Origin of the sequence: Stieleria marina, assembly GCA_007741555.1 — a bacterium.
Lineage (GTDB): Bacteria > Planctomycetota > Planctomycetia > Pirellulales > Pirellulaceae > K23-9.
In genome coordinates this window covers 6,097,581-6,119,380 of record CP036526.1, presented here as the reverse complement: position 1 = coordinate 6,119,380, position 21,800 = coordinate 6,097,581, and the positions used below count along the sequence as shown (strand labels likewise).

The window sequence follows — 21,800 nt, the reverse complement described above, 5'->3', positions numbered from 1 at the left end:
AAACGATATGATGCCCAGAACAAAAATTTTGAGTCATTCCATCCTGCTTGGCTTGATGCTTGCTTTTTTCGGAAACTGCCAAACGATGGCTGACGAGTCGTCAGTCAGTCAATCTTCAAAACGCCCTCAAGTCGCCCAAGCCGATGCTCCGTGGTGGCGAGGCTTGTCGCGGGACGGACAAGCCGCTGCCGACCAAAAGCCTCCGCTTCATTGGTCCTCTAGTGAGAACGTGATTTGGCGGATGCCGATCCCAGGGCGTGGGCACGGTAGTGCTACCGTACTTGGCGACCAAGTGTTCCTGACCGCTGCTGATGTCGATCAAGACGCGCAATTCGTGCTCGCATTTGACAAGCGATACGGCAAAGAGCTTTTCCGGACCGCCGTTCATACGGGCGGTTTAAAAACGCAGGGCAACAAAAAGCAAAACAAGAAAGCTTCGCTGGCATCGACCACGATCGCGACGGATTCTGAGCGGCTGTATGTCAATTTTCTAAACGGCCAAGCTGTGTGGACGACGGCGTTGTCCCTGCAGGGCGAAATTCTCTGGCAGCAGAAGATCTGCGACTACATCGTCCACCAAGGCTACGGTTCATCGCCGGCGATCTTTGAAGATTTGGTCATCGTGTCGGCAGATAACAAGGGTGGTGGAAAAGTCGTTGGCCTGGAGCGTGCTACAGGTCAGGTTCGATGGCAGCATGAGCGTCCCAAGAAACCAAATTATTCATCGCCGATCATTCTACGTGCGGCGGGAAAAGAACAGCTGATCATGACTGGCTGTGAGCTGGTGACCAGTTTGGATCCGGCCACCGGAAAAGTGAATTGGGAGATTGAAGGTGCAACGACCGAATGCGTCACGTCGACCGTAACCGACGGCAAAGTCGTCGTCACGAGTGGTGGCTATCCAAAGAATCACATCGCTGCCGTGGCTGCCGACGGAACGGGGGAAGTGGTTTGGGAAAACAACACCCGCGCGTATGTGCCATCGCTACTGTATCGCGACGGTTTTTTGTATGCGGTTTTGGATGCAGGCGTCGCAACCTGTTTGGACATGAGCGACGGTTCGGAACAGTGGAAGGCAAGGCTCGGGGGAACGTTTAGTAGTTCGCCAGTGATGGTCGGTGATAACATCTATGCGACCAACGAGGACGGTGAAACCTTTGTGTTTGCGGTGAATCCCGAGAAGTACGAATCCATTGCCAAGAACAAGCTAGGCGACAACGTGTTCGCGACGCCAACGATTTGCGGCGGAAAAATCTTTGCACGCGTCGCACTTCAAGAAGACGGCAAACGAAATGAGTACCTCTACTGCTTGGGCGTCCAGTAGATCGCTGGTTCACATCAACTATTCAGTCTTTCCCTTTAGCTTTCGCTCGATGTTTGCCTTTCGTTTTGCTAGTTCTTGTTCGTATCCGCGGTCGACAGGTTCGTAGTAAGTCCGGTCGACGCCGAGGTAGTCTTGAGTAGCGACGCCGTCTTCGTCGTTGTGGCTGTACTGGTAGTCTTCACCGTGGCCCAGGTCTTTGGCTCCGCTGTAGTGTCCGTCGCGAAGATGCACGGGGACGGGAACAATCTGTTGCTCCCGAACATCGGTTCGAGCGGCGCCGATGGCTTTCGTCGCTGCGTTGCTTTTGGGAGCAAGTGACAAGTACGCAACGGTTTGGCTGAGAGTCAATTGGCTTTCGGGCAATCCGACAAACTCACAGGCTTGCATGGCGGATACCGCTAGCGTCAGAGCTTGTGGGTCAGCGTTGCCAATGTCTTCACTAGCCAGGATCACGAGCCGCCGGCAAAGAAACCGAATGTCCTCGCCGCCTTCCAGCATTCGCGCTAGCCAATAGATTGCCGCATCAGCGTCGCTGCCACGAATACTCTTGATCAATGCGCTGGCCAAATCGTAGTGATCGTCGCCCGTGGCGTCGTATCCAGCCATCCGATTGCCCATTGATTCAAACGCCGCCTGTTTGTCAACTTTGGCTGCATCGCCTGAGCTGCGGACCGCAATTTCAAGTGCCGAAAGAGCACGCCTGGCGTCTCCTTCGCAGGCGTCGGCCAGGTAGTCCAGTGCGTCGTCGTCGACTGTGACGTTGGTGTCACCCAGTCCGCGTTGTCTATCAACGAGAGCTCGGTCCAGCAACGCACGAACTTCTTCTTGCGAGAGTGTTTGAAGCTGAAAAAGTTGGCTTCGACTAAGCAACGCTCCGTTGACGGCAAAGTACGGATTACTAGTCGTGGCACCGATCAGCGACACGATGCCGGATTCGACATCGGGCAGCAACGCGTCTTGTTGGCTTTTGCTGAACCGATGGATTTCGTCAATAAACAATGCCGGTCGTGGTTCGCCCGCGGCAACAAGGTCCTTGGCCCAAGTTAGAACTTCGCGAACATCCTTGACCCCGCTGGATACTGCCGACAGCGAACGCAGTTGGCTACCCGTTTCAGTGGCCAGCAAATGAGCGAGAGTGGTTTTTCCGGTTCCCGGTGGGCCAAATAAAATCACGCTGCCCAAACGTCCCGAATCAATCATTCGTCGGAGCAATTTCCCGGGGCCGAGAATCTGTTGCTGTCCGATGTATTCACTCAGCTGACGCGGTCGCATCCTGGCGGCAAGCGGCTGAGCTTTGTCCAAGCAGTCATCGTCTGCGGCTTCAAACAATGACGGGGTGGGGCTCATGAAAGTTGCTTTGTAGACAAGGAGCGTTGGCGGACAGTGGCGAATCTAGCAGCAGATCGATACAGTGACGAGTCTTCCGAGTACAGCGATTTTACAAAACAATGAGCGAATTCCCAAAATCAAAGAACTGGCCAAAAATGTTGGGAGTTTCCGTGCTGGTCGTTGTGGCCATCGCCGTCGGGGCCGTCTGTTGGCGAGTCGACGACTGGAGCCGTGACTGGACGGAAAATCGCGCGGAGCAGACCTTCGAACTTCAGGAAGGGTCGGTTGCAGAAACGGCCGAGCGGATTGCCAATTGGGTCGCCGGACAAAGTCGGTGGACCGTGGAATCTAAGGATATGCCGTCGCCGTCGGAGACCCAGATGCATCTGATTCGCTCAACCGCTTTGTTCAAGTTCACCGACGATATCCACGTCACAATCCGCCAGCTTGATGCGGGAGTGGTGATCGAAACCGTCAGCGAATCGCGGATCGGCAAAGGCGACCTTGGACAGAATCCCCGCAATTTGACGGAGTTGTCCCAAGCGTGGAAGTGATTGCTGGCAAATAGCAGCTATTCCACGCCGGAGTATTCCCTGAATTCTGACGTTGATTCTCTGTACAGAGATCACGAATTCGCATTTAGATGCCGATCAAAAGCTTCGTGGTGAATGAGAACCCTCAAACGCTACTTTTCGGTGAATGATCGGTGTGCCGCTCGTAATGCAGCAGTCGCTTTTATCATCGGCGGGCCATCGACCTCGGCCCGCTGTTGACCGCGTCGCTGTGAGAGAGCAATTGCAAATTTGCTCCGAGCGTGAAAGCACGGTAACTGCTTCATCGGACTGTCCTCGCAGACGGTGCTGTTCCCTCTGCGAGGATGGTCGCCGAAACTTCTTTCTTGTCGTGACGCATCAGTTCTGATGCAGCGTTGGTGCTTGGTTCAGTGACCGCATAAAGCGTGGCATCACGCCGACGTACGAATTGCAGTGTTTGCATACCGACGCCGAAGCATCGATCGCGATATTGCAACGTCCGCATGGTTTTGTCTCCGGCGAATCATCAGCGCCTGCCGGCGGAAGCGGGGCTGGCATGTCACCCAAAATCCGCATCACGCCTGTGTCGCTCACGCGAGACGGTTGGTCGTCGCGGTGGCCAAACACAAATACGCGTTTACAGCGGGGGCAGATGACTTTTTCGCCGCACAACGAAGCTTCTCCACGGACTTTGTGACCAGAAGGACACGCACACGTGATTTTGTTTTCGGGGTCTGAGTTCATGGCATGATCCTTTGTGAAGTGAAACGAACGGTCCTTTACTGTTGAAACCACCATTTACCAGGCAGGTTTCGACGTAAAACGAAGCGAAGAAAACCGAGGTTTGTTACTGGAAAACGCGAAACTTTATCGCTCCCCCTAAACGAAGATTGCCTTGCGGCGTTTGAGGCGGACAGATTGTCAAAGCGATAAAAAGGCGGCCATTGCAGATGGATCCTTCCAGCGACCGATGCCAAGGGAGGCCCAGTCGATGGATCGCTTGTTCGTCGAATCAGGCCGTGGTGGGATGTGACGGTCATTCCGGTTGATTGGATTGCGAATTGGCTAGTTGCCGCTCCGAATTGCCAATCGAAGCTTGGTAGATCAACGCCGCGTTATTATCTTCGTTAGACAACTGAAACGCAGCCGACTTTGCCTCATTGGCTGGCAGCCCGAATCATCACTTTCAGTTTTGTGCTTCGCTTACAGGAAACCGACCATCGCTACGGTTGATACCACCGCCGACTTGGATGCAGATTCTGACAAGGGTTCGTTCCTGGGTCCGATGCTGTTCTTTGCGATCGTTTTGAGCGTCTTCATCTGCCCGTTGAATATGTCCAAAGAGGGCGAATTGATGGAGGTGGGGCTAGATTGGCAGGTGGCCCTGAAATTGGCCGTTTCAGCGTTCAGCGCGATGCTGGGTTTGTGGGGCGTACTAACGACAACGGGTGTGCGTCGTGTGCTTCTGTCGATTCCGGCTTGCATCCTGATCCTGATCTTGCTCTTGGCATTTCCATCAGCACTCAGTGGCTTTTCGCCGTCGGCATTGCCGGCGACGCTGATCAATCTTTCTTACGTCGCGTTCATTGCGACTTGTTTGGCGTACCTCAAAGAGAAAACGTTCTTCTATGCGATCGTGCTTGGCACTTTAGCCGCGTGTGGTTTTGCATGGATTCTTTACTTCTTGATGCCTGAATTTGGGGTTTTCAAAGAGTTTCTGGGCAGTGTTACGGTCGAGCGTCTGGGCGGCCATGCGCACCCAAACTCGGTCGGTCGTACGGCAGCGATCGGGCTGTTGGCTTCCGCGGCCCTTTGGCGCGACCGCCGCATCTCGACTCCGATCGCGTTCTGGCTGGTCCTCGCTTTTTCCGTCACGATCGCGTTTACGATTAGCCGAACAGTGATCGGTGGTACCGGAATCGCATTGGCTGCTCTCTTTATGGATCGCCTGAAAACGCGAGCGGGAATTCAATGGATGATGCTTGGCGGTTTCGTGGGCTTGCTGGCACTGTTTCTGCTCATCGCATCGGGCAATGAAGGAGACACGATTGCCAAGCTTGCCGGTTCGGTCTCCAAGACGGGTGATTCGACCGAGCTAACAACCGGAACTGGTCGCGTCGCGATTTGGGCCGAAGCAATTCGGCTGATCAGCGAAAAGCCAATCACCGGCTATGGATTTGGAGCGGCGCAGGCACTGATGTTGGATTTTTCACAGTCCACGCACAACATGTTTTTGCACGCTGCGATGGTCGCGGGCGTGGTTGCGGGAGCGTTGATGATCTGCCTTGCACTGTGGTTAGTAAACGTTGCGTTTGCTGGCGAATTCCGGCCGATCAGTGCGTTGGCAATCTTTGTTTTGATTAGTGGTCTCTTTGAAGACACTGTGTTGGAAACGTTCCCCGGTCCAGCCACTCTATCGTTCTTTGTTTGCTGTCTGTGCCCGCTGAGGCGACACGAAAATGCCCAGGACACAATTGTCGACAGCGACGAAGACGACGATTTGCCGCTGGAAGAAGACCACGACTACGATCGCCCGCGGCAACCTCGATAGATTGCTTGTGCGAGCGAACCTCGGCTGTGTTGCGCACGCTTGTCGAAGTACGACTCAGGTCGAATCACACAGTTTGGCTGGCTCGCTCTAGTTAGCTGGCTCCATCTAGCTCAATCACATCGAACTAGGAAGACGGTTTTGCCAGCTCGGGATGCAACGAAGTCTGGTCGGCAATTTGTCTGCCAGCTGACGCAATCGATGCATGGTCAGTTTGGGCGGTCGGTGCCGGTCCTGTCCATACTTCGATAGGACGCCTTTTCTTAATCGGCGTCGGGCTGCTGACCAAATTTTTGTCGCGGAGTGCGGCGGCAAAGAACGTGAGGCAGCCGACAATACAGAAGCCTACCAGTCCGATATAAAACCGCAGTGGGCCCGTTTTGGTTAATTGCAGTGTTGCTGGTTGAGCAATGGTAACGTCGCTCAATTCAAACGATTCTAAGTCAGCGATTTGACGCGCGTTTGCGAGCCGCTTGGCCGTGTCCAGATAAGTGTTTTCGGCGACCTCCGCATCCCAGTTGAGCCGGGTGAGATCGGCGCCCAAGACATTCAAATCAACCAGTTCTGCCCTGGCTGACGCCAGTTGAAGAGCCAGCTGTTTTTGTTTTGCCTGTAGTCCCGCACGTTTGGCGATCGCCTGTCGATGCAGCAGGTCCAGTTGCTGACGAAGCGGATTGGCGACGTTTCTGACTTGAGGTGATTGCCCGATTTCCGAATTCGCAATCAATCGAGCTTGCTGCAGTTGTTCGCGAATCGACAGCATCTTGGGGTGATCCGGATTGAAATTGGTCGAGAGCTCCTTCTCCTTTAACTCCAATTCGTACAAACCTTGACGCACCAAGTCGCCTGATCGCTTGAAGATCCCGGTCGTTTCTTCGGCAACGATGCGTTCGGGTAGGGAAGCGATTTCGGTTTTCAAGCTCGACATTTCCGCGTCGACTTCGGCCAACTTGCTATCTGTGTCGTTGGTGGCTCGTTCCAGCTGGCTCAGTTTTTCTTGCAACGCCAGCTTTTCCGAATCGAGATCCACGATTCCCATTTTGAGTTTTAAGTCACGCAGTTCGCCTTGCGCGTCGGTCGCTGAATCAAGCGTTGATTTGAGTTCTTGCTTGAAGAAATCAAGCGAACCAGTCGAACCATGTGCGTTGGCGTGATAGCGGGGATATTCCTCCAGCATTGCTTCGACAATGTCGTGAGCCAAGTAAGGAGAATTGCTGACGTACCGAACATCGATCGTATAAGCTTTTTTGCCGACATCGGCGACGAGGTCACGCTCCAGTTTTTTGCAGGCTTTGCCTAGTTCGATTAGCTCAGCGACTTCGGCTGCTGAATACCCACCTTCGGCTTGGATGGAACGATTGGGGGCCAAGTTCGTCAGCCAGTGTTGAGTTTTTTCGAGGAAGCCGATTGGTTGCAAAATGCGATCGGTACCAATCCGTTTGGCGACTCGCTGGATCATCTCTCGCGAGTTGATCAATTCCATGACCGAATTGACTTGGTGAAGTCGGCTCTCTTGCAGCGAAACCGTGCGACTCAGTTCGGTGGTGGGATCCATCGACACTGCGTTGGGGCCCAGTCGCACCAAGAGCTGAGCTTCGGATGTGTAGCGATTGGGCATCAGCCACAGCACTGCTATGCAGGCCACGGCGAGTACAAGAAACAATGGAATAGCAAACCACTTTTGTCGCCAACCGCCGGCGATAATTTCGGTGAGCGTTAATGGGGTATGATCGGAAGAAGACATGTCAGTTGTCGCAATCGAAACTTGGGTTTTCCTGGATCGAGACCGCTTCGGATTCGTGCAATGCCGAACGATCGCGGACGTGACCAATTGGGTGCCGTTCACCGTCACCGTCAGGTAGTGGCAGTGCGTGGTTTGGCGTTCTTTAGCATAGCCATGTGGGCGTGGAAAAGAAGCAATTCAATGGGGCCGAAACCCAGAACATCTTTTCGGCTACTAGCTTTTAACGGTTAGGGACTTGGGCCACGTGGTAGCGGTGATCATCAACGAAACGCGGCCAATCATTTCGTCTTACCAAAAAACTGCCCCCACTGGGTGACCGTTTTGTCCCAAGTTGAGTGCTGGTTGCTGCCGAGAAAAAAACTCTATCGCTTGTGATCAAACGATAGAGTTTTCGCGGCTTTTGGGGTGTCGACGTGGCCGACTATTTTTGAGCCAATTGGGCGTCCGACGCGAAAGGGTTGGACTGGATGTCGCCTTTTCTGACGACGGCCGAGGCAAATTGGGCACTCTTTGACACGTATGGATTCGAGTGCGAAACGCGAGCACTGTGCTGCAGTGATGTTTGCTGGAAATTCGTACGCAGTCGTCCTTGGTATCCTGCTGGGGCGGTGACGATTGGGGGCGAAGCGAAGGGGCTCATTCCATACGGTCGCGCGAATCGTGCTCCGTAGTAGACAGGTGGGTTTAGCGCGAAGTACGGCGGAGTCGCTAGCGACGAGCCATACCGTGCTCCGTAAGGCTGGTAGAATCCGAACGGCTGAAATCCGCCAAAGCCACAGGGCTGCTGAGCCGAGGCGGTGTCCGAACTAAAAACTGCGGCAACAAGTGCCAAGACGATGGTGGCGGCAAACCGTTTCATCATAGACCTCAAGACTAAAGAGACAGGTGGAGTTGCAAAAATTCAGCGGTGGGCGCAATCCGGTGTTCAAGACCGATGCACCACGTCCGATTGGTCACCCCCCCGAGCCTGCATTGCAGACTAATTCGACAGTCCAGCCGTTTCAATCGTCAGAATCGTTGTTTTTGAAAAAAGCCGACCAAGCTGCGTTTTCGTTTTGACCCCATCCGCGTTCCCACTTCACCAGCCATTTCGATCGAGCCAACGGTACCGACGTGAAAATCGCCTGCATCATTCATTCACTAGACGGAGGTGGCGCCGAACGCGTGATGGCTGGCTTGGCGTCGCGTCTGTGCGATCGCGGTCACGAAGTGGTGTTGGTCACGTTGGACAACGGTGTCAAAAATCGGCACGAATTGTCCAGCGCTGTCCGTCGTGTCCCGCTGGATTTGATGCGTGTCAGTCGCTCCCAGCTGGATCGGTTTTTTAACAGCCGGCGGCGTGTCGCCATGATTCGCGATTCGCTGTTAGATCAAAAGCCTGACGTGGTGCTTTCGTTTTGTGATCGCACCAACATCGATGTGCTTTCGGGTTTGCGAAATCACTCGCTCCCGATCGTCATCAGCGAACGTAGCGATCCGAGTCAGCAAAATCTGGGACGCTGGTGGGAGTACAGGCGCAAGAGCGTCTACCGTCGCGCCGATCGTGTCGTTGCATTGACTCGCTCTGCTGCCGACCACTTGCGTCCAATCTGCTCCTGCCCGATCGATGTGATCGCTTCGGCGGTTGAACAGCCACCCATCGAATCAGATCGCGCTGCGGCAGAATCGAATCGACGGATCTTAGCTGTAGGACGATTGGAATACGAAAAAGGATTCGATCGTTTGTTGGATGCCTTTTCGACCGTCAGCCAGCAGCACAGTCAGTGGAGTCTGCGAATTGTCGGCGATGGGTCTTTGCGAAAACAGTTGCAGTCCCAAGCCGACGCGCTGGGGTTGGATGACCGCGTGACGATGCCCGGATGGATCAAGCCCATTTGGGGTGAGCTTGCTGATGCGACTTTGTTTGCGCTACCGAGTCGTTACGAAGGGTTTCCGTCGGCATTGCTGGAAGCGATGGCGATGGGCGTGCCGAGCATCGCGATGGACTGCGAAAGCGGTCCCCGAGCCATTGTCGAAAACGAATCCAATGCATTGTTGATCCCGAATGACCGTGGTGAACTTGCCCAAGGATTGTTGCGACTGATCGAAGATTGTCAGTTAAGAAATCGTATCGCAGCGGGGGCCAAAAGCGTGTTGGAACGTTTCAGCTGGGACAAGATGGTCGACAGCTACGAACGCGTGCTCAGCGAAGCAGCCAGTTCGGTTGACTCTGGCGATTGATAGTCGCAGCCGTACAACAATCGCTGGCGACCTATCGTGAGCATCGCCGGTCATTTAGCCGATCAATCAGTGGGGCTTGTTCCGCCTACTCCAGCAAGATTCTTATTCGATCTGCCCCGTTCGCTTTCCCTGTTCGACCAGCTGCTTGATCTTTGTCATCGCGGCACCACGCTGTTTTTCGATCGGTGCCTTGTCGTCACCTTCTTCGGTGAAAACCAGGTCCTCATAGATAAACCCGTATTTGGGATGTTTAGCTGAACTTGGGAATCCTAGTTCTGTGAGCGGCAATTTATGCAGTTTGGCAATGGTTGCCATCGCGACGTCTCGCATCCGCACGCGAGACAGTTTGCCGGGGCTGTGCAGTAAAACTTGCAATTCACGACTGTCGTCCAGAAACGGTTCGGCAAACCTGACATCAGCGATTCGTCCAAAGCGAGCAATCGCTTGCAAGGCAATGGCTTGTGTTCGCGGTTCGTCGGATTGGCTGAGTGTTTTGATGGCCAGTCGGTAGGCGGCGGTCAGTTCATTCTGCAGTGCGAAGTCGATCACCATTTCCCGATTGTCCAGCGTGCTGCGCCGGATCCAGGCGTTGAGTAAGTCTTGGTAGCCTCGACCCAGCACCGGATCTCTGGCTGTCTGACTGGCCGGGGCCATTCTCAGTATCCGCATCATGTTGCGTTCATAGGCCGCCGTGATTGGAACGGCTTCTTCACCGACCGGTAGCAGCAATGCGACCGCGTCGGCGACCGTGTAACGAACCGGCAGTTTGCGTTGCCGCAGTGCGAGCGAGTTGACGACCGTCTCCATCGCTTTGGCAAGATCACGCGACGTTCCGTGAAACGATTCCACGAGTTCCGGATAATGTCTTATCAAGTCCACAAACAGATCACGAGCTTTGCCCGATTCACCAAAGATGATTCGGAAAATCGGCCAACCTTCGAATCCAACTTCTTCGCCACGCGTGAACGCTTCGATTCTAGTTTGCAAATCGCCGTCGTTCATCTGTTTGATCAATCCCTGGGCCCGCAGCTTTGCTTCGGCATTGCTGGATTGATTGACGTGCTCTCGCAAAAGCGGCACGACGACTTCACCGATCAGGACCAGGCCCTCCGCACCTCGTTCGCGGACTGCAAACTCTTTTGCGCTCAGCATCTCGATGTACTGATGTGCTTGCCTGGTTTGCTCCTGCGTCAAACCGGATGGCTTTGCGGGGGCTTTGGGAACCGGCTGAGCCATTGCGATTGACGATCCCAACAGCCAGATGGCAAGTACGCTCGCAGTACTCATCGCGGTCGAAAACTTTTGGGGCGGTCTCAAGCCTAGGGCCTTCAGATAGGAGGGATGATGGTCAGCGTTGGTCGCTCGTGGTTGCCTTCACGTGAAAGTGTCCGGCGTGAAAATAGGCGAATCATTCCGCTTGTGCGTATCTTCGGCGGATTCTATGCGAATTGAAAGGCCGAAAACGCTTGTCGATTTGGACCTTCGCGGCTATTGTGAGGGCGTGACGCAAGCGAAGTGCATCTCGCTGACGCGTTTTTACTGGGATTTACGGCCACTTGCAGCCTTACTGCTAAAGAGCCATGCAAACAGACATGTCTATCGAATCTGATGCGAACTCTGGTTCGCAATCGTCTCCAAACAGCTCCGAAACCAATTCTTCGGCGGCAGATGGCTCGCAAGTCGTGCCTTCGCCACCGCTGACTGAGCTTCAACCCGAAGCCGGTCTGTCGACACGTTGTGTCCATTCGGGTGAGCGACGTCAAAAGAGTGAAGGATCGATCACCGCACCGATCTTCACGGCATCGACTTACACGTTTGATTCGACCGAATCATTGATGCGGTTCGTCAATGGAAACGAGCAGCGTGAAGAGTACGGTCGCTACGGAACGCCAAACGAAAAAAGCGTCGAAGCAAAATTGGCAGCCCTCGAGGGCGCTGAGCAAGCGATTTTGTACAGCAGCGGAATGGCGGCTATCGTCGGTCTGTTGATGAGCAAGCTGAGCTCGGGCGACGAGATTGTTTTCTTCGACCAGTGTTACCACCGAAGTCGCGAGTTTTGCACCAAGCACTTGTCGCGTTTTGGGGTGGTGACTCGCCAAGTCAAGACTGGCGACTTTGATGCGATGGAAGCAGCGATCAATCGCAACACGAAAATGCTGGTTAGCGAATCACCCACAAACCCGCATTTGACAGCTGTCGATTTGGAGCGTTTCGCCGCGGTGGGCAAAGCCAATGAAGTCGAAACGTTGATCGATGCAACGCTGGCGACGCCGTACAACATTCGCCCCGTCGATTTTGGCGTCGATTACGTGCTCCATTCGGCGACCAAATACCTGGGTGGTCACAATGATTTGATGGCCGGCGTGATTTGCGGACGCAAAGAGCAGCTGGAATCAGTGCGAGCACTCCGAGGCATTCTGGGCAGCGTAAATTCGTCACACAATCTTTATCTGCTTGAACGTGGTTTGAAAACGTTCGAGCTTCGCATGCAGCGACACAACGAAAATGGTCAACGCATCGCCGAGTTTTTGGACGCCCATCCGCGTGTCGAAAAAGTTTACTATCCCGGTTTGAAATCGCATCCTTCGCACGAAATTGCTGCGTCGCAGATGCGTGGTTTCGGCGGATTGATCACTTTTACAATCAAGGATGCTGATTGGAAACAGACCGCTCAAGTCGTCGATGCGGCCCAAATTCCTCGTATTGCTCCTAGTTTGGGCGGCGTTGAATCGTTGATCGAACAGCCGCTCGTGATGAGTTACTACCACTGCACGCCTGCCGAACGCGAGCAGTTCGGTATCGCCGACAATATGATTCGAATGGCCTGCGGCATCGAAAACGCAGAAGATTTGATTGCCGATCTGAAGCAAGCTCTAGCGACATGAGTCATTCCCGATCGAAGCATTCGTTTCGCACCCGTGCGATCCATGTCGGCAATGAAGTCGATCCGCAAACGGGTGCGGTGGTGCCGCCGATTCACTTGGCCAGCACCTTTCGCCAGCCTGGCGCGGGCGAGTGGGGGGATTTTGACTACTCGCGCAGTGGCAATCCAACACGCAGCAATTTGCAGTCAACGTTGACATCGCTCGAAGGCGGATGCGGTTCACTCGCGTTTTCGTCGGGTATGGCTGCAATTCACGGCGTCACGATGATGCTCAGCACCGGTGACCATGTGCTAGCGGGCTGCGATCTTTACGGAGGCGCGTATCGTTTGCTGCACAAAATTTGCAGCCGCAGCGGTATCGATGTCACTCTGGTCGATATGACTGACACCGGTGCGGTCGAAGCAGCGATTCAGCCCAACACAAAATTGATCTGGGCCGAAACGATTGGCAATCCACGGTTGTCGATTCCCGACTTGCCATCGCTGGCCAAAATTGCCAAATCACGCGGCGTGCGAATCGGAGTCGACAATACATTCGGTACTCCCTCGTTGATTCGTCCGCTGGAATGCGGGATCGACATCGTGATGCATTCGGCGACGAAGTATCTGGGGGGGCACAGCGATTGTCTGGGCGGAACTCTCTCCGTGGCTGACCAAATTTTGTTTGACGAACTGTATTACATTCAAAACGCGACCGGGGCGGTGTTGGATCCGTTGAGCTGTTTCTTGGTGTCACGTGGTTTGAAAACGTTGGACCTGCGAGTGCGTGAGCAGTCGGCGACGTCACTAAAGTTGGCGGTTTGGTTGCAGCAACATCCGCAAGTCAAAAGTGTTTTGTACCCAGGTTTGGAAACCCATCCCCAGCATGCTGTTGCCAAAGAACTTCTCAATGGCGGTTTCGGCGCGATCGTGACGTTCGAGTTGGATGCAGGAATCAAAGAAACCGCCAAGGTATGCGAAACGACAAGTCTCTTTCACTTGGCGGTTAGTTTGGGCGCCGTCGAATCATTGATCGAGCAACCAGCAACGATGTCGCATGCCAGTTACGACGCGGCGGACCGAGCAAAATTCGGAATAACCGACGGCTTGATTCGTCTTTCGGTCGGTCTGGAATCATACGAAGATTTGCAGGCGGATCTTGAGCAAGCAATCGCCGCGGCGCGGGCCAAGTAACAACGCCTGCCCTTGTTAGCGGCGGGGGTTTGATTAAATCAATGCACTTAAGTGGCATATCTGCGCCATGAATAATCGGCAAGGTTTCGCCAGCAAGATCATGGTGCCGATCGAGCGTTGAAAACGGTTTTGCGAAAGGCTTAGAATCGAGATTCTCCTTTCGTAAGCCCCTGGAAATGCCATGCTCCGATTTCGCCCCTCAACAGAAATGACCGCGATTTGCGCCGCACTCCTCTTTGGTTGCTGGCTTGGTACGTATGCCGACGCGGCGCGTCCTGCTCCACGCAACGAGACGACGTATTCGATCCCGATCCAAGGAGCACGCGGGTTCTGCGAGCACGCAGGCGGTTTGGCTGTATTTGATCACCCGCGACGCACTCTGTTTGTCAGCAATCGCGAAGGCAAGATGCGAGCCGTCGAATCGCTCGATGGTTGGGCTGTTTCGGATGTCGCGATCATTGGACAGTCAGCTGTCTACTGTTCGCGCGATCGAATTTTGCAGTATGCGGGCAACTCCGTCAAAAAGACTTTGATCCAAGGGTGTTCGAATTTGCGAAGCATCGCGGTGGACCGAACGGACATCTACTTGTTTGACGATGGGCCATCGCCTTCCATCTTGAAAGTCAACGCTCGCACGGGCGAAGTGCTCATGCGAGTTGCCTATGACGGCATCCGCGGTGCCGACCTAGCAGTCTTGGGAGGTCGTCTGTTCGTGTTGGATCTTGGTGATCGATGTGTTCATCAATTCGATATGCGGTCGGCGTCGACGAAGCTGAAACTCCAAGTTGGGCCTGGGATTTCGAGCGGCAGCGGTGGCATTTGTTTTGTTGGTGGTCAGCTCTACGTCCATGAAGCTGATTTTCAGAGGCTTCGTCCATTGGCGTGGCGTGCCGAAGCTCATTTGGTTTCATCGTGGATGCAACCGATTCGGATGACCTTCGTTCAAGAAAGTGCAAACGTTTCATCGGACAAAACGATGCTGATGGACTTTGATGTTTCGGTGCCGATGAGAACGCCTTCACAAGTCGTCGGCGAACTAGAGTGGTCTTTGGAGCCGCAGGAAATTGTCGAAGATCGGTTTGGCCAAAAGATTGCAAAATTTCGCGGCTTGTCACTTGAAGCGGCTGATCGCCACCAGCTTACCTACCAAGTCGATGTCTACGCGCGTGCCATTCAATACGATCCGCCGAAATCGCCGCTGCAATCACTCGCGCGTATTCCCGATGAAATCACGGCGACGTATTTGGCTGCCGAGCCGATTTACCAAATGACGGAATCCGAAATGGTGCAAGCGGCAAGCGAAGCGCGAGTCGGACGAGATGGCTCGCAGCCCAAAGACGTCCGAACGATGATTACAAACATCGCGTGGTACATCACCAGTCGATTTCGCTATGCAATGGACGACACCTGGGACGATGCTCATACCTCTTTGGTTCGTGGGACAGGATCGTGTTCGGAGTACTCGTTCATCTTCGCCAGCCTCTGTCGGCTTAATGGAATTCCAACACGCTTGATGGGCGGGATTCAGTTTGCCGACTACGCTGCCAAGCACCAAAGCCCATTGTTTCATCGCTGGAATGAGGTCTATTTTCCCAGCCTCGGTTGGATTCCAGTTGATCTCACTAAATTTGACGATGCGGAAGAAAATCGGCGAGATTTTGAATTCCTCTTTGGCACGCCTGGTTACATCATCACACTGAGCCGGGGTGGCATCGATCCGGAGCATTTAGGTTTGACGTACTACATCCGGCGACAATATCGCGGTGGAAAACGAGTGCGCAACAACTACGTTAACTTTGAGCCGATCAACGCGAAACCAGAACGCCAGATGCTGTTACAATTCCCCTGAAAATTCGTCCACGATCTAAAGAAAGAAAGAAACTGACTTGTCTGCCACTGAAGAACACATCCTTGTGATTCCCGAAACCGTGATTTCGGAGATTGGTCATGTCGAGGGATTCGAGAAAAACGTTGATCGTTTCCTTCGTCCGATCCTTGCCAGCGATCAGCTTTCATTTCAACCGCGCGGTCCGATGGAGACCGATCCGAGCTACAAGCAGTTGATCCCGTACGTCCTGCTGGAGTGGACCAACGAGAGTGGCGAAGTGATGCTGTTTGCTTACACGCGTGGAGGTGGTTCGGGCGAAAAACGCTTGCACGCAAAACGCAGCGTGGGAATTGGTGGGCACATCAGTCAGGAAGACGCGGTAGACGGCGGCGATCCCTACACCGTTGGAATGCACCGTGAGCTGGACGAAGAAATCAAGCTGGATAGCGGCTACACCGAAACACGCGAAGGCCTGATCTACGATCCCTCCAACGAAGTCGGGAAAGTTCACTTGGGTGTCGTGCATCGTTTCGTTTTGGAAAGCCCGCACGTCGAGAGCAATGAATCCGATCTGGCCGAAGGAGGATTCGTGTCCGTCGCCGATCTCAAGCGTGATAAAGAGCAGTTGGAAACTTGGAGTCAACTGGCGATCGCAGCATTGTATTAGGCGCGAACGCGCTGTTCCGTTTCGTCCGCTGCCATTAATGCCAGCCAATATTCTCAGCTTGTGATCCGGTTCGTTGACTGCTTCACTTCCTACTGCCCTAGAATGTCCACGTTGAAGCAAATCGCATTGGTTTGAGATTTGATTGGTGGGGATTGAATAAGGAAACGATGGATATGTTGGTGCGTGCTTTTGTATTGATGGGTTGCGTCGCTTCACTGGCGGGATGGGATGAATCGACCGCGCACGCAGAGGAATCGGCGATGGACCTTTCGCCGCGCGTGTTGCACGAAGTGCGTGAAAAAATTGTGTACCACACGGTCGGTGGTCGTGAATTGCTTTTGGATGCTTACTTGCCTGAAACGCCGGGCGTGTTTCCGGCGGTGTTGGTCATCCACGGCGGTGCTTGGCGGGAAGGCAATCGCAAGCAACTTCGGCAATATGCTGCCGAGTTGGCGAGTCGCGGTTTCTGTTGTTTTGCGGTCGACTATCGTTTGGCTCCCAAGCACAAATTTCCCGCTCAGATCGATGATTGCCGGGCAGCTGTAAAATGGATTCGCGAAAATTCGGACGTTTTCAAAGTCGATCCGAAACGACTTGGCGCAATTGGATATTCGGCAGGTGGGCATTTAGCAACTTTGCTGGGCACCACCGGCGAATCTGCAAACGACAAGAACGGCAACGTCGATATGCGGATCCAAGCGATCGTGGCCGGCGGCGCACCGACGGATTTTCGTTGGTTCCCCGATAAAGGTCGGTGGGCCGAGTACTGGATGGGCGGAAATTTGGACTCGGTCCCCGAGAAATTTCAAGCCGCTTCGGCAGCCGCTTTTGTCGACGCAAAAGATCCGCCAACATTCTTTTTTAACGGCACCAAGGACAAGATCGTTCCGCTGATTTGGACCCAAGCGTGTCACTTGGCAATGAAAGATGCGGGCGTCAAAACCGAGCTTTACGTCATCGAGGGCGCCGGTCACATTCAGGCCGCGTCCGACAAAACGGCGTTGTCGAAAGCTTGCGATTTCTTGGTCGGCGAATTACAAACTATCCCACCGACTGAAGCGTTGCCGACTGTACCGAGATCGACATCAGCGGAGACAGCGACGACCGATTAGGCGACTCTCAGCAGTCCTTGCCGGGCTGCGTGCCACTCCCGTTATTCCAGGCTCTCTATGACTTCCCATTTACGAACTCTTGGTCAAACGGATATTCAGATCACGTCAGTCGCGATGGGGTGCTGGCCAATCGCTGGGATGACCAGTGTTGACGTTAACGATGCCGACAGTTTGAAGACTCTATGCGCGGCGGTGGAATCGGGCATTAACTTTTTTGACACTGCCTATGGCTATGGCAACGATGGTGAAAGTGAGCGGCTGATCGCGAGTGCTTTGGGTAGCCAGCGAGAATCGATTGTGATCGCGACGAAAGGCGGCATGCACTGGGAGTCCGGGCAGCGCGCGTTTGACGCTAGTCCAGAGCGTCTGATTTCGCAGTGCCACGAAAGTCTTCTTCGCTTGGGAACCGACTATGTGGATTTGTACTACTTGCACGCACCGGACGAAAATACGCCCCTGAGCGAGTCCGCAGGTGCGATCAAAAGTTTGTTGGATGCCGGTAAGACTCGCAGTGTCGGAGTCTCCAATCTTACAGTGCAGCAGATGGAGGAATTTCATGCTGTGTGCCCCATCAGCGCGGTGCAGCCTCACTACAACATGTTGCAGCGAGAAATCGAGCATGACATTTTGCCATGGTGTGACGAGCACGGTGCGTCTGCGATCACCTACTGGCCTTTGATGAAAGGTCTGCTGGCCGGGAAGATGTCACGCGAGCATGTTTTCAAACCCGGTGACGGTCGCGCGAAGTACCCGATGTTTCAGGGTGACGAGTGGAGCCGCAACCAAGATTTTATCGACGACCTTGGCAAAGTCGCAGTCGGCATGGGGGCAACTGTCGCGCAGTTGGTCGTCGCTTGGACCGTTGCGCAGCCAGGGATCACGTCGGCCCTGTGTGGCGCCAAACGGGCATACCAGATTCAAGAGACAGCGGAAGCGATGGAGCTAAGCTTGGATGACGCGACGCTGAAGCAAGTCGATGCGTGTCTGCAGCGGCGGGGTGTGGCGGTTTCGCGGCCTGCTGTTTGATTTGGCTGCGATTGATTGGGTTTGGGCTGACTGGACACAACAAAACGTGGTGCTGTCGGATTTCTCTAACGAATTGCCATTTCCAGTGTGTTGGCAGGACAAGTCGCTATTGAAACGGGGGCAACTGTTATCTGAACGGCGCGAACCCTCCGGTGCGTCAAAGACCGGATGACTGTATTCCGCCAACAACAAATTACCTGTTTTTATAAAGTGATTCGCCCTGGCTGTGATGGGACAGACCATCGCATTACGCGGTGATTTGCCGTATTATTCTGGCCCTCTAAACATTCCGGGCCCCACCATCTTTGGACTTCACACATGAGCGACGAACATCGCCTCGGTACACGAGCGCTACACGCCGGCCAAGTACCTGACCCGACGACCAATAGCCGCGCAGTTCCGATCTACGCGACGTCCAGTTATACGTTTAACGACACCGATCACGCTGCCGCCCTGTTTGGCTTGGCCGAATTCGGCAACATCTACAGCCGTTTAATGAACCCAACGGTCGACGTGTTGGAAAAACGGTTGGCGGCAATGGAAGGCGGCGTCACAGGGCTGTGTTTTGCGTCGGGACAGGCGGCCATCAATGCGGCGATTCTGACGCTGACTCATAGCGGTCAAAATATCGTCAGCAGCACATCGCTGTACGGCGGAACATGGACGCTGTTCACGCAAACCTTCAGGCAGCTTGGTATCGAAGTTCGCTTTTTTGATCCGGATCACCCGGAGCAAATCCACGACTTGGTCGACGAAAATACTCGCCTGGTTTACATGGAAAGTATCGGCAATCCCAAGAACGATGTGCCGGATTTCAAAGCCATCGCCGATGCAGCACACTCCGCACCGCATGGCGCCCTACCATTGCTGTGCGACAACACGACGATGACCCCCATGTGTTTAAAGCCGATCGATCATGGCGTCGACATTGTCATCTACAGCACGACTAAATTTCTAGGTGGACACGGAGTTCACATTGGCGGCGCGATCGTCGATAGCGGCAATTTCAAATGGGCGGATCAACCTGAAAAATGGCCCGAACTGTGTGCCCCGTCGCCGTCCTATCATGGTGCCGTGTTCGAGGAACACTTGCGGCCGATGGGAAACATCTCGTACTTGATCCACATCCGCACGCACTGGCTGCGTGACACCGGCGCGGCGATGAGTCCCTTTGCTGCGTTCTTGTTTTTATTGGGCATCGAAACGTTGCACTTGCGCATGCCACGACACTGCGAAAACGCTTTGGCCGTCGCGCAGTTCTTGGAAGCCAACGATGCAGTCGAATGGGTGAATTATCCCGGGTTGGAATCGCACAAAGACTACCAACGCGGCCAAGAGTACTTGCCTAACGGGCAAGGCGCGATTCTAGGTTTTGGAATCAAAGGTGGTATGGATGCTGGCAAGAAATTTATCAACGCTTGCAAACTGTGTTCGCACCTAGCCAACATCGGCGACGCAAAAACGTTGGTGATTCACCCTGCCAGCACCACACACCAGCAACTTTCGCCTGAGGAACAAGAACTGGCGGGGGTAAAAGCCGAATACATCCGTGTCTCAGTGGGAATCGAAGACTTGGCGGATATCATCGATGATTTGACGCAAGCACTCGCAGTCGCCACTGCGTGAGTAAGCACTTCGTGTCAGATCCGACTGAAAGCACCGACGACCAACGAACCGCCGCGCCGCTAAAATTTCTCCAAACACTATCGCTTGATGAAGTGATCGAATTGGAGTTGGGCGGCCGGTTGTCGGGGGCCGTTTGCGCCTACGAGACCTGGGGGAAACTCAACGACGATGCGTCCAATGCGGTTTTGGTTTGTCATGCCATCTCGGGAGATTCTCACGTCGCACGACATGACGAGTTGGATGACCCGGGGTGGTGGGATCAACTGATTGGACCTGGAAAGGCGGTCGATACGGACCAGTTTTTTGTCGTTTGTCCGAATGTGTTGGGTGGTTGTCGTGGGACGACTGGCCCCAGCGATATTGATCCGCAATCGAATCCTCCGCGGCCGTATGGTGCCAGTTTTCCGCGAATCACCATTGGCGACATGGTCGAAGTCCAACGCCGACTGGCCGACCATCTTGGCATCCGCCGCTGGCGGGCGGTGGTGGGTGGTTCGTTGGGCGGTCATCAGGCCATGATGTGGGCTACCAAATTTCCACAGTCAACTCAGTCGTGTATCGCGATCGCGTCGTCACCGCGTCTCACTAGCCAAGCACTCGGTTTTGATATCATCGCCCGAAACGCGATTCAGACCGATCCGCATTTTGCTGAAGGCCAATACTACGACCGAGCTGACCGACCCGACACAGGGCTGGCGATCGCTCGCATGCTGGGCCACATCACCTACTTGTCCAGCCAGGCGATGACGCAGAAGTTTGATGGCGACCGTCATGATCCGCGTGAAATTGTATCGGACTTTGAACAACGCTTTAGCATCGGTTCCTACTTGGCACATCAAGGTCAAAAGTTCACGACCCGTTTTGATGCCAACAGCTACGTTACCCTTTCGATGGCCATGGACTTGATGGATTTGGGTGACAATCGACTGCAGTTGATGGAGACGTTTGATGATTCGGAATGTGATTTTTTGCTTGTAAGTTTCAGTAGCGATTGGTTGTTTACGCCGGAGCAGTCACGCGAGATCGTCAATGCTTTGACCGCGTTGAATAAATCGGTTACCTACGCGGAGATCACTTCGGATGCCGGACATGATTCGTTTTTGATCGGCAGTGACATCGACCAGTATGGCCCGCTTGTTGGAGCCCGATTGGGAGAGCGAGACGACATGGCTCCTAAGCTTTCGTCGGTCGAAGAGTCGATCATTCGGTTGATTCCCGATCGCGCGAACGTCTTGGACTTGGGCTGTGGCGATGGGCATCTGTTGGCTGCATTGAAGCAGCGAGGCCATCAGCGGCTGGTAGGAGTCGAGGTCGCCCAGGCAAATCTGATTCGCGCAGCGCGGCGTGGTCTTGATGTCATCGACTACGATTTGAACAACGGTCTACCTGCATTTATCGACAATCAATTCGACGTGGTCGTCATGAGTGCCACGTTGCAGGCGGTCGCGAATATCGCCGAACTATTTGACGAAATGCTGCGAGTCGGTCGACGAGTGATTGTCAGTTTCCCCAACTTTGCCTACCGAGCATTGCGAGAAGACTACGTCAAGCGTGGCCGTTCTCCCCGCGCGCCGGGCGAGTTCAATTTTGAATGGTACAACACGCCCAATCGACGTTTTCCAAGTATCGCTGATGTGCACGATTTGTGTCGGCAAAAAAATGTCCGCATCGATGAAGCCATCTACTTTGATTCGACGGATGATTTGCGAATCGATCCAAACGACGATCCCAATCTAAATGCAGACACGGCAATTTTGGTATTGTCGCGTTAGGCAGTTGAATCACG

At 54.0% G+C, this 21,800-nt stretch carries 17 protein-coding genes; 12 read left to right on the top strand and 5 right to left on the bottom strand.

The features are described from left to right. Positions 1–55 precede the first annotated feature (55 nt). The gene (locus K239x_RS21740) at positions 56–1,324 is read left to right on the top strand and encodes an outer membrane protein assembly factor BamB family protein (protein WP_419189257.1); all 1,269 of its coding nucleotides are present in this window, start codon (positions 56–58) and stop codon (positions 1,322–1,324) included. 18 nt (positions 1,325–1,342) lie between these two features. Here K239x_RS21740 and K239x_RS21735 read toward each other — a convergent pair whose 3' ends face one another. After that, positions 1,343–2,671, bottom strand: a complete 1,329-nt coding sequence (locus K239x_RS21735; RefSeq protein ID WP_145420479.1) for a replication-associated recombination protein A — start codon at positions 2,669–2,671, stop codon at positions 1,343–1,345. 101 nt (positions 2,672–2,772) lie between these two features. On the opposite strand from K239x_RS21735, the gene K239x_RS21730 reads away from it, so the two are divergent. Next, complete coding sequence (locus tag K239x_RS21730; protein WP_145420478.1) at positions 2,773–3,207, top strand: DUF1499 domain-containing protein; 435 nt, start codon at positions 2,773–2,775, stop codon at positions 3,205–3,207. Positions 3,208–3,564: 357 nt separating this feature from the next. On the opposite strand, the gene K239x_RS21725 is transcribed toward K239x_RS21730, so the two are convergent. After that, complete coding sequence (locus K239x_RS21725; RefSeq protein ID WP_145420477.1) at positions 3,565–3,930, bottom strand: hypothetical protein; 366 nt, start codon at positions 3,928–3,930, stop codon at positions 3,565–3,567. 502 nt (positions 3,931–4,432) lie between these two features. On the opposite strand from K239x_RS21725, the gene K239x_RS21720 reads away from it, so the two are divergent. Continuing rightward, entirely contained in the window at positions 4,433–5,737 is a 1,305-nt protein-coding gene (locus tag K239x_RS21720) for an O-antigen ligase family protein (protein WP_145420476.1), read from the top strand. Between the two features lie 124 nt (positions 5,738–5,861). Here K239x_RS21720 and K239x_RS21715 read toward each other — a convergent pair whose 3' ends face one another. Then, positions 5,862–7,478 (bottom strand): GumC family protein, encoded by a 1,617-nt coding sequence (locus K239x_RS21715; protein ID WP_145420475.1) that lies wholly within the window; start codon positions 7,476–7,478, stop codon positions 5,862–5,864. Positions 7,479–7,899: 421 nt separating this feature from the next. Continuing rightward, positions 7,900–8,340: a hypothetical protein gene (locus K239x_RS21710; RefSeq protein WP_145420474.1), complete on the bottom strand. Its 441-nt coding sequence runs from the start codon at positions 8,338–8,340 to the stop codon at positions 7,900–7,902. Positions 8,341–8,591: 251 nt separating this feature from the next. On the opposite strand from K239x_RS21710, the gene K239x_RS21705 reads away from it, so the two are divergent. Beyond that, positions 8,592–9,698, top strand: coding sequence for a glycosyltransferase family 4 protein (locus K239x_RS21705; RefSeq protein ID WP_145420473.1), 1,107 nt, complete (start codon positions 8,592–8,594; stop codon positions 9,696–9,698). A 102-nt stretch (positions 9,699–9,800) separates the two neighbouring features. Here the strand turns inward: K239x_RS21705 and K239x_RS21700 are convergent, their stop codons facing one another. Continuing rightward, positions 9,801–10,985, bottom strand: a complete 1,185-nt coding sequence (locus K239x_RS21700) for a hypothetical protein (RefSeq protein WP_145420472.1) — start codon at positions 10,983–10,985, stop codon at positions 9,801–9,803. 305 nt (positions 10,986–11,290) lie between these two features. Here K239x_RS21700 and K239x_RS21695 point away from each other — a divergent pair, with 305 nt between their 5' ends. The 8 genes from K239x_RS21695 (at position 11,291) to metX (ending at position 21,786) form a co-directional block, all read left to right on the top strand. Next, the gene (locus K239x_RS21695; RefSeq protein WP_145420471.1) at positions 11,291–12,583 is read left to right on the top strand and encodes a trans-sulfuration enzyme family protein; all 1,293 of its coding nucleotides are present in this window, start codon (positions 11,291–11,293) and stop codon (positions 12,581–12,583) included. Continuing rightward, complete coding sequence (locus K239x_RS21690; RefSeq protein WP_145420470.1) at positions 12,580–13,755, top strand: trans-sulfuration enzyme family protein; 1,176 nt, start codon at positions 12,580–12,582, stop codon at positions 13,753–13,755. Before K239x_RS21695 ends, K239x_RS21690 begins: the two co-directional genes overlap by 4 nt. Before the next feature lie 181 nt (positions 13,756–13,936). Continuing rightward, complete coding sequence (locus tag K239x_RS21685; protein WP_145420469.1) at positions 13,937–15,604, top strand: transglutaminase-like domain-containing protein; 1,668 nt, start codon at positions 13,937–13,939, stop codon at positions 15,602–15,604. Between the two features lie 37 nt (positions 15,605–15,641). Then, the gene (locus K239x_RS21680) at positions 15,642–16,250 is read left to right on the top strand and encodes a phosphoesterase (RefSeq protein WP_145420468.1); all 609 of its coding nucleotides are present in this window, start codon (positions 15,642–15,644) and stop codon (positions 16,248–16,250) included. 152 nt (positions 16,251–16,402) lie between these two features. Continuing rightward, the gene (locus K239x_RS21675; protein ID WP_145420467.1) at positions 16,403–17,362 is read left to right on the top strand and encodes an alpha/beta fold hydrolase; all 960 of its coding nucleotides are present in this window, start codon (positions 16,403–16,405) and stop codon (positions 17,360–17,362) included. Between the two features lie 57 nt (positions 17,363–17,419). Beyond that, positions 17,420–18,388: an aldo/keto reductase gene (locus tag K239x_RS21670; RefSeq protein WP_145420466.1), complete on the top strand. Its 969-nt coding sequence runs from the start codon at positions 17,420–17,422 to the stop codon at positions 18,386–18,388. Between the two features lie 318 nt (positions 18,389–18,706). After that, complete coding sequence (locus K239x_RS21665) at positions 18,707–20,014, top strand: O-acetylhomoserine aminocarboxypropyltransferase/cysteine synthase family protein (RefSeq protein ID WP_145420465.1); 1,308 nt, start codon at positions 18,707–18,709, stop codon at positions 20,012–20,014. Positions 20,015–20,025: 11 nt separating this feature from the next. Then, the gene (gene metX, locus K239x_RS21660; protein ID WP_145420464.1) at positions 20,026–21,786 is read left to right on the top strand and encodes a homoserine O-acetyltransferase MetX; all 1,761 of its coding nucleotides are present in this window, start codon (positions 20,026–20,028) and stop codon (positions 21,784–21,786) included. The last annotated feature ends 14 nt before the right edge of the window (positions 21,787–21,800 follow it).

Bases quoted from the DNA above. Each gene is read 5' to 3' on its own strand.
- K239x_RS21740 (WP_419189257.1), top strand. From the start codon at position 56: ATGCTTGCTTTTTTCGGAAACTGCCAAACGATGGCTGACGAGTCGTCA.
- K239x_RS21735 (WP_145420479.1), bottom strand. From the start codon at position 2,671: ATGAGCCCCACCCCGTCATTGTTTGAAGCCGCAGACGATGACTGCTTG.
- K239x_RS21730 (WP_145420478.1), top strand. From the start codon at position 2,773: ATGAGCGAATTCCCAAAATCAAAGAACTGGCCAAAAATGTTGGGAGTT.
- K239x_RS21725 (WP_145420477.1), bottom strand. From the start codon at position 3,930: ATGAACTCAGACCCCGAAAACAAAATCACGTGTGCGTGTCCTTCTGGT.
- K239x_RS21715 (WP_145420475.1), bottom strand. From the start codon at position 7,478: ATGTCTTCTTCCGATCATACCCCATTAACGCTCACCGAAATTATCGCC.
- K239x_RS21710 (WP_145420474.1), bottom strand. From the start codon at position 8,340: ATGATGAAACGGTTTGCCGCCACCATCGTCTTGGCACTTGTTGCCGCA.
- K239x_RS21700 (WP_145420472.1), bottom strand. From the start codon at position 10,985: ATGAGTACTGCGAGCGTACTTGCCATCTGGCTGTTGGGATCGTCAATC.
- K239x_RS21695 (WP_145420471.1), top strand. From the start codon at position 11,291: ATGTCTATCGAATCTGATGCGAACTCTGGTTCGCAATCGTCTCCAAAC.
- K239x_RS21690 (WP_145420470.1), top strand. From the start codon at position 12,580: ATGAGTCATTCCCGATCGAAGCATTCGTTTCGCACCCGTGCGATCCAT.
- K239x_RS21685 (WP_145420469.1), top strand. From the start codon at position 13,937: ATGCTCCGATTTCGCCCCTCAACAGAAATGACCGCGATTTGCGCCGCA.
- K239x_RS21670 (WP_145420466.1), top strand. From the start codon at position 17,420: ATGACTTCCCATTTACGAACTCTTGGTCAAACGGATATTCAGATCACG.
- K239x_RS21665 (WP_145420465.1), top strand. From the start codon at position 18,707: ATGAGCGACGAACATCGCCTCGGTACACGAGCGCTACACGCCGGCCAA.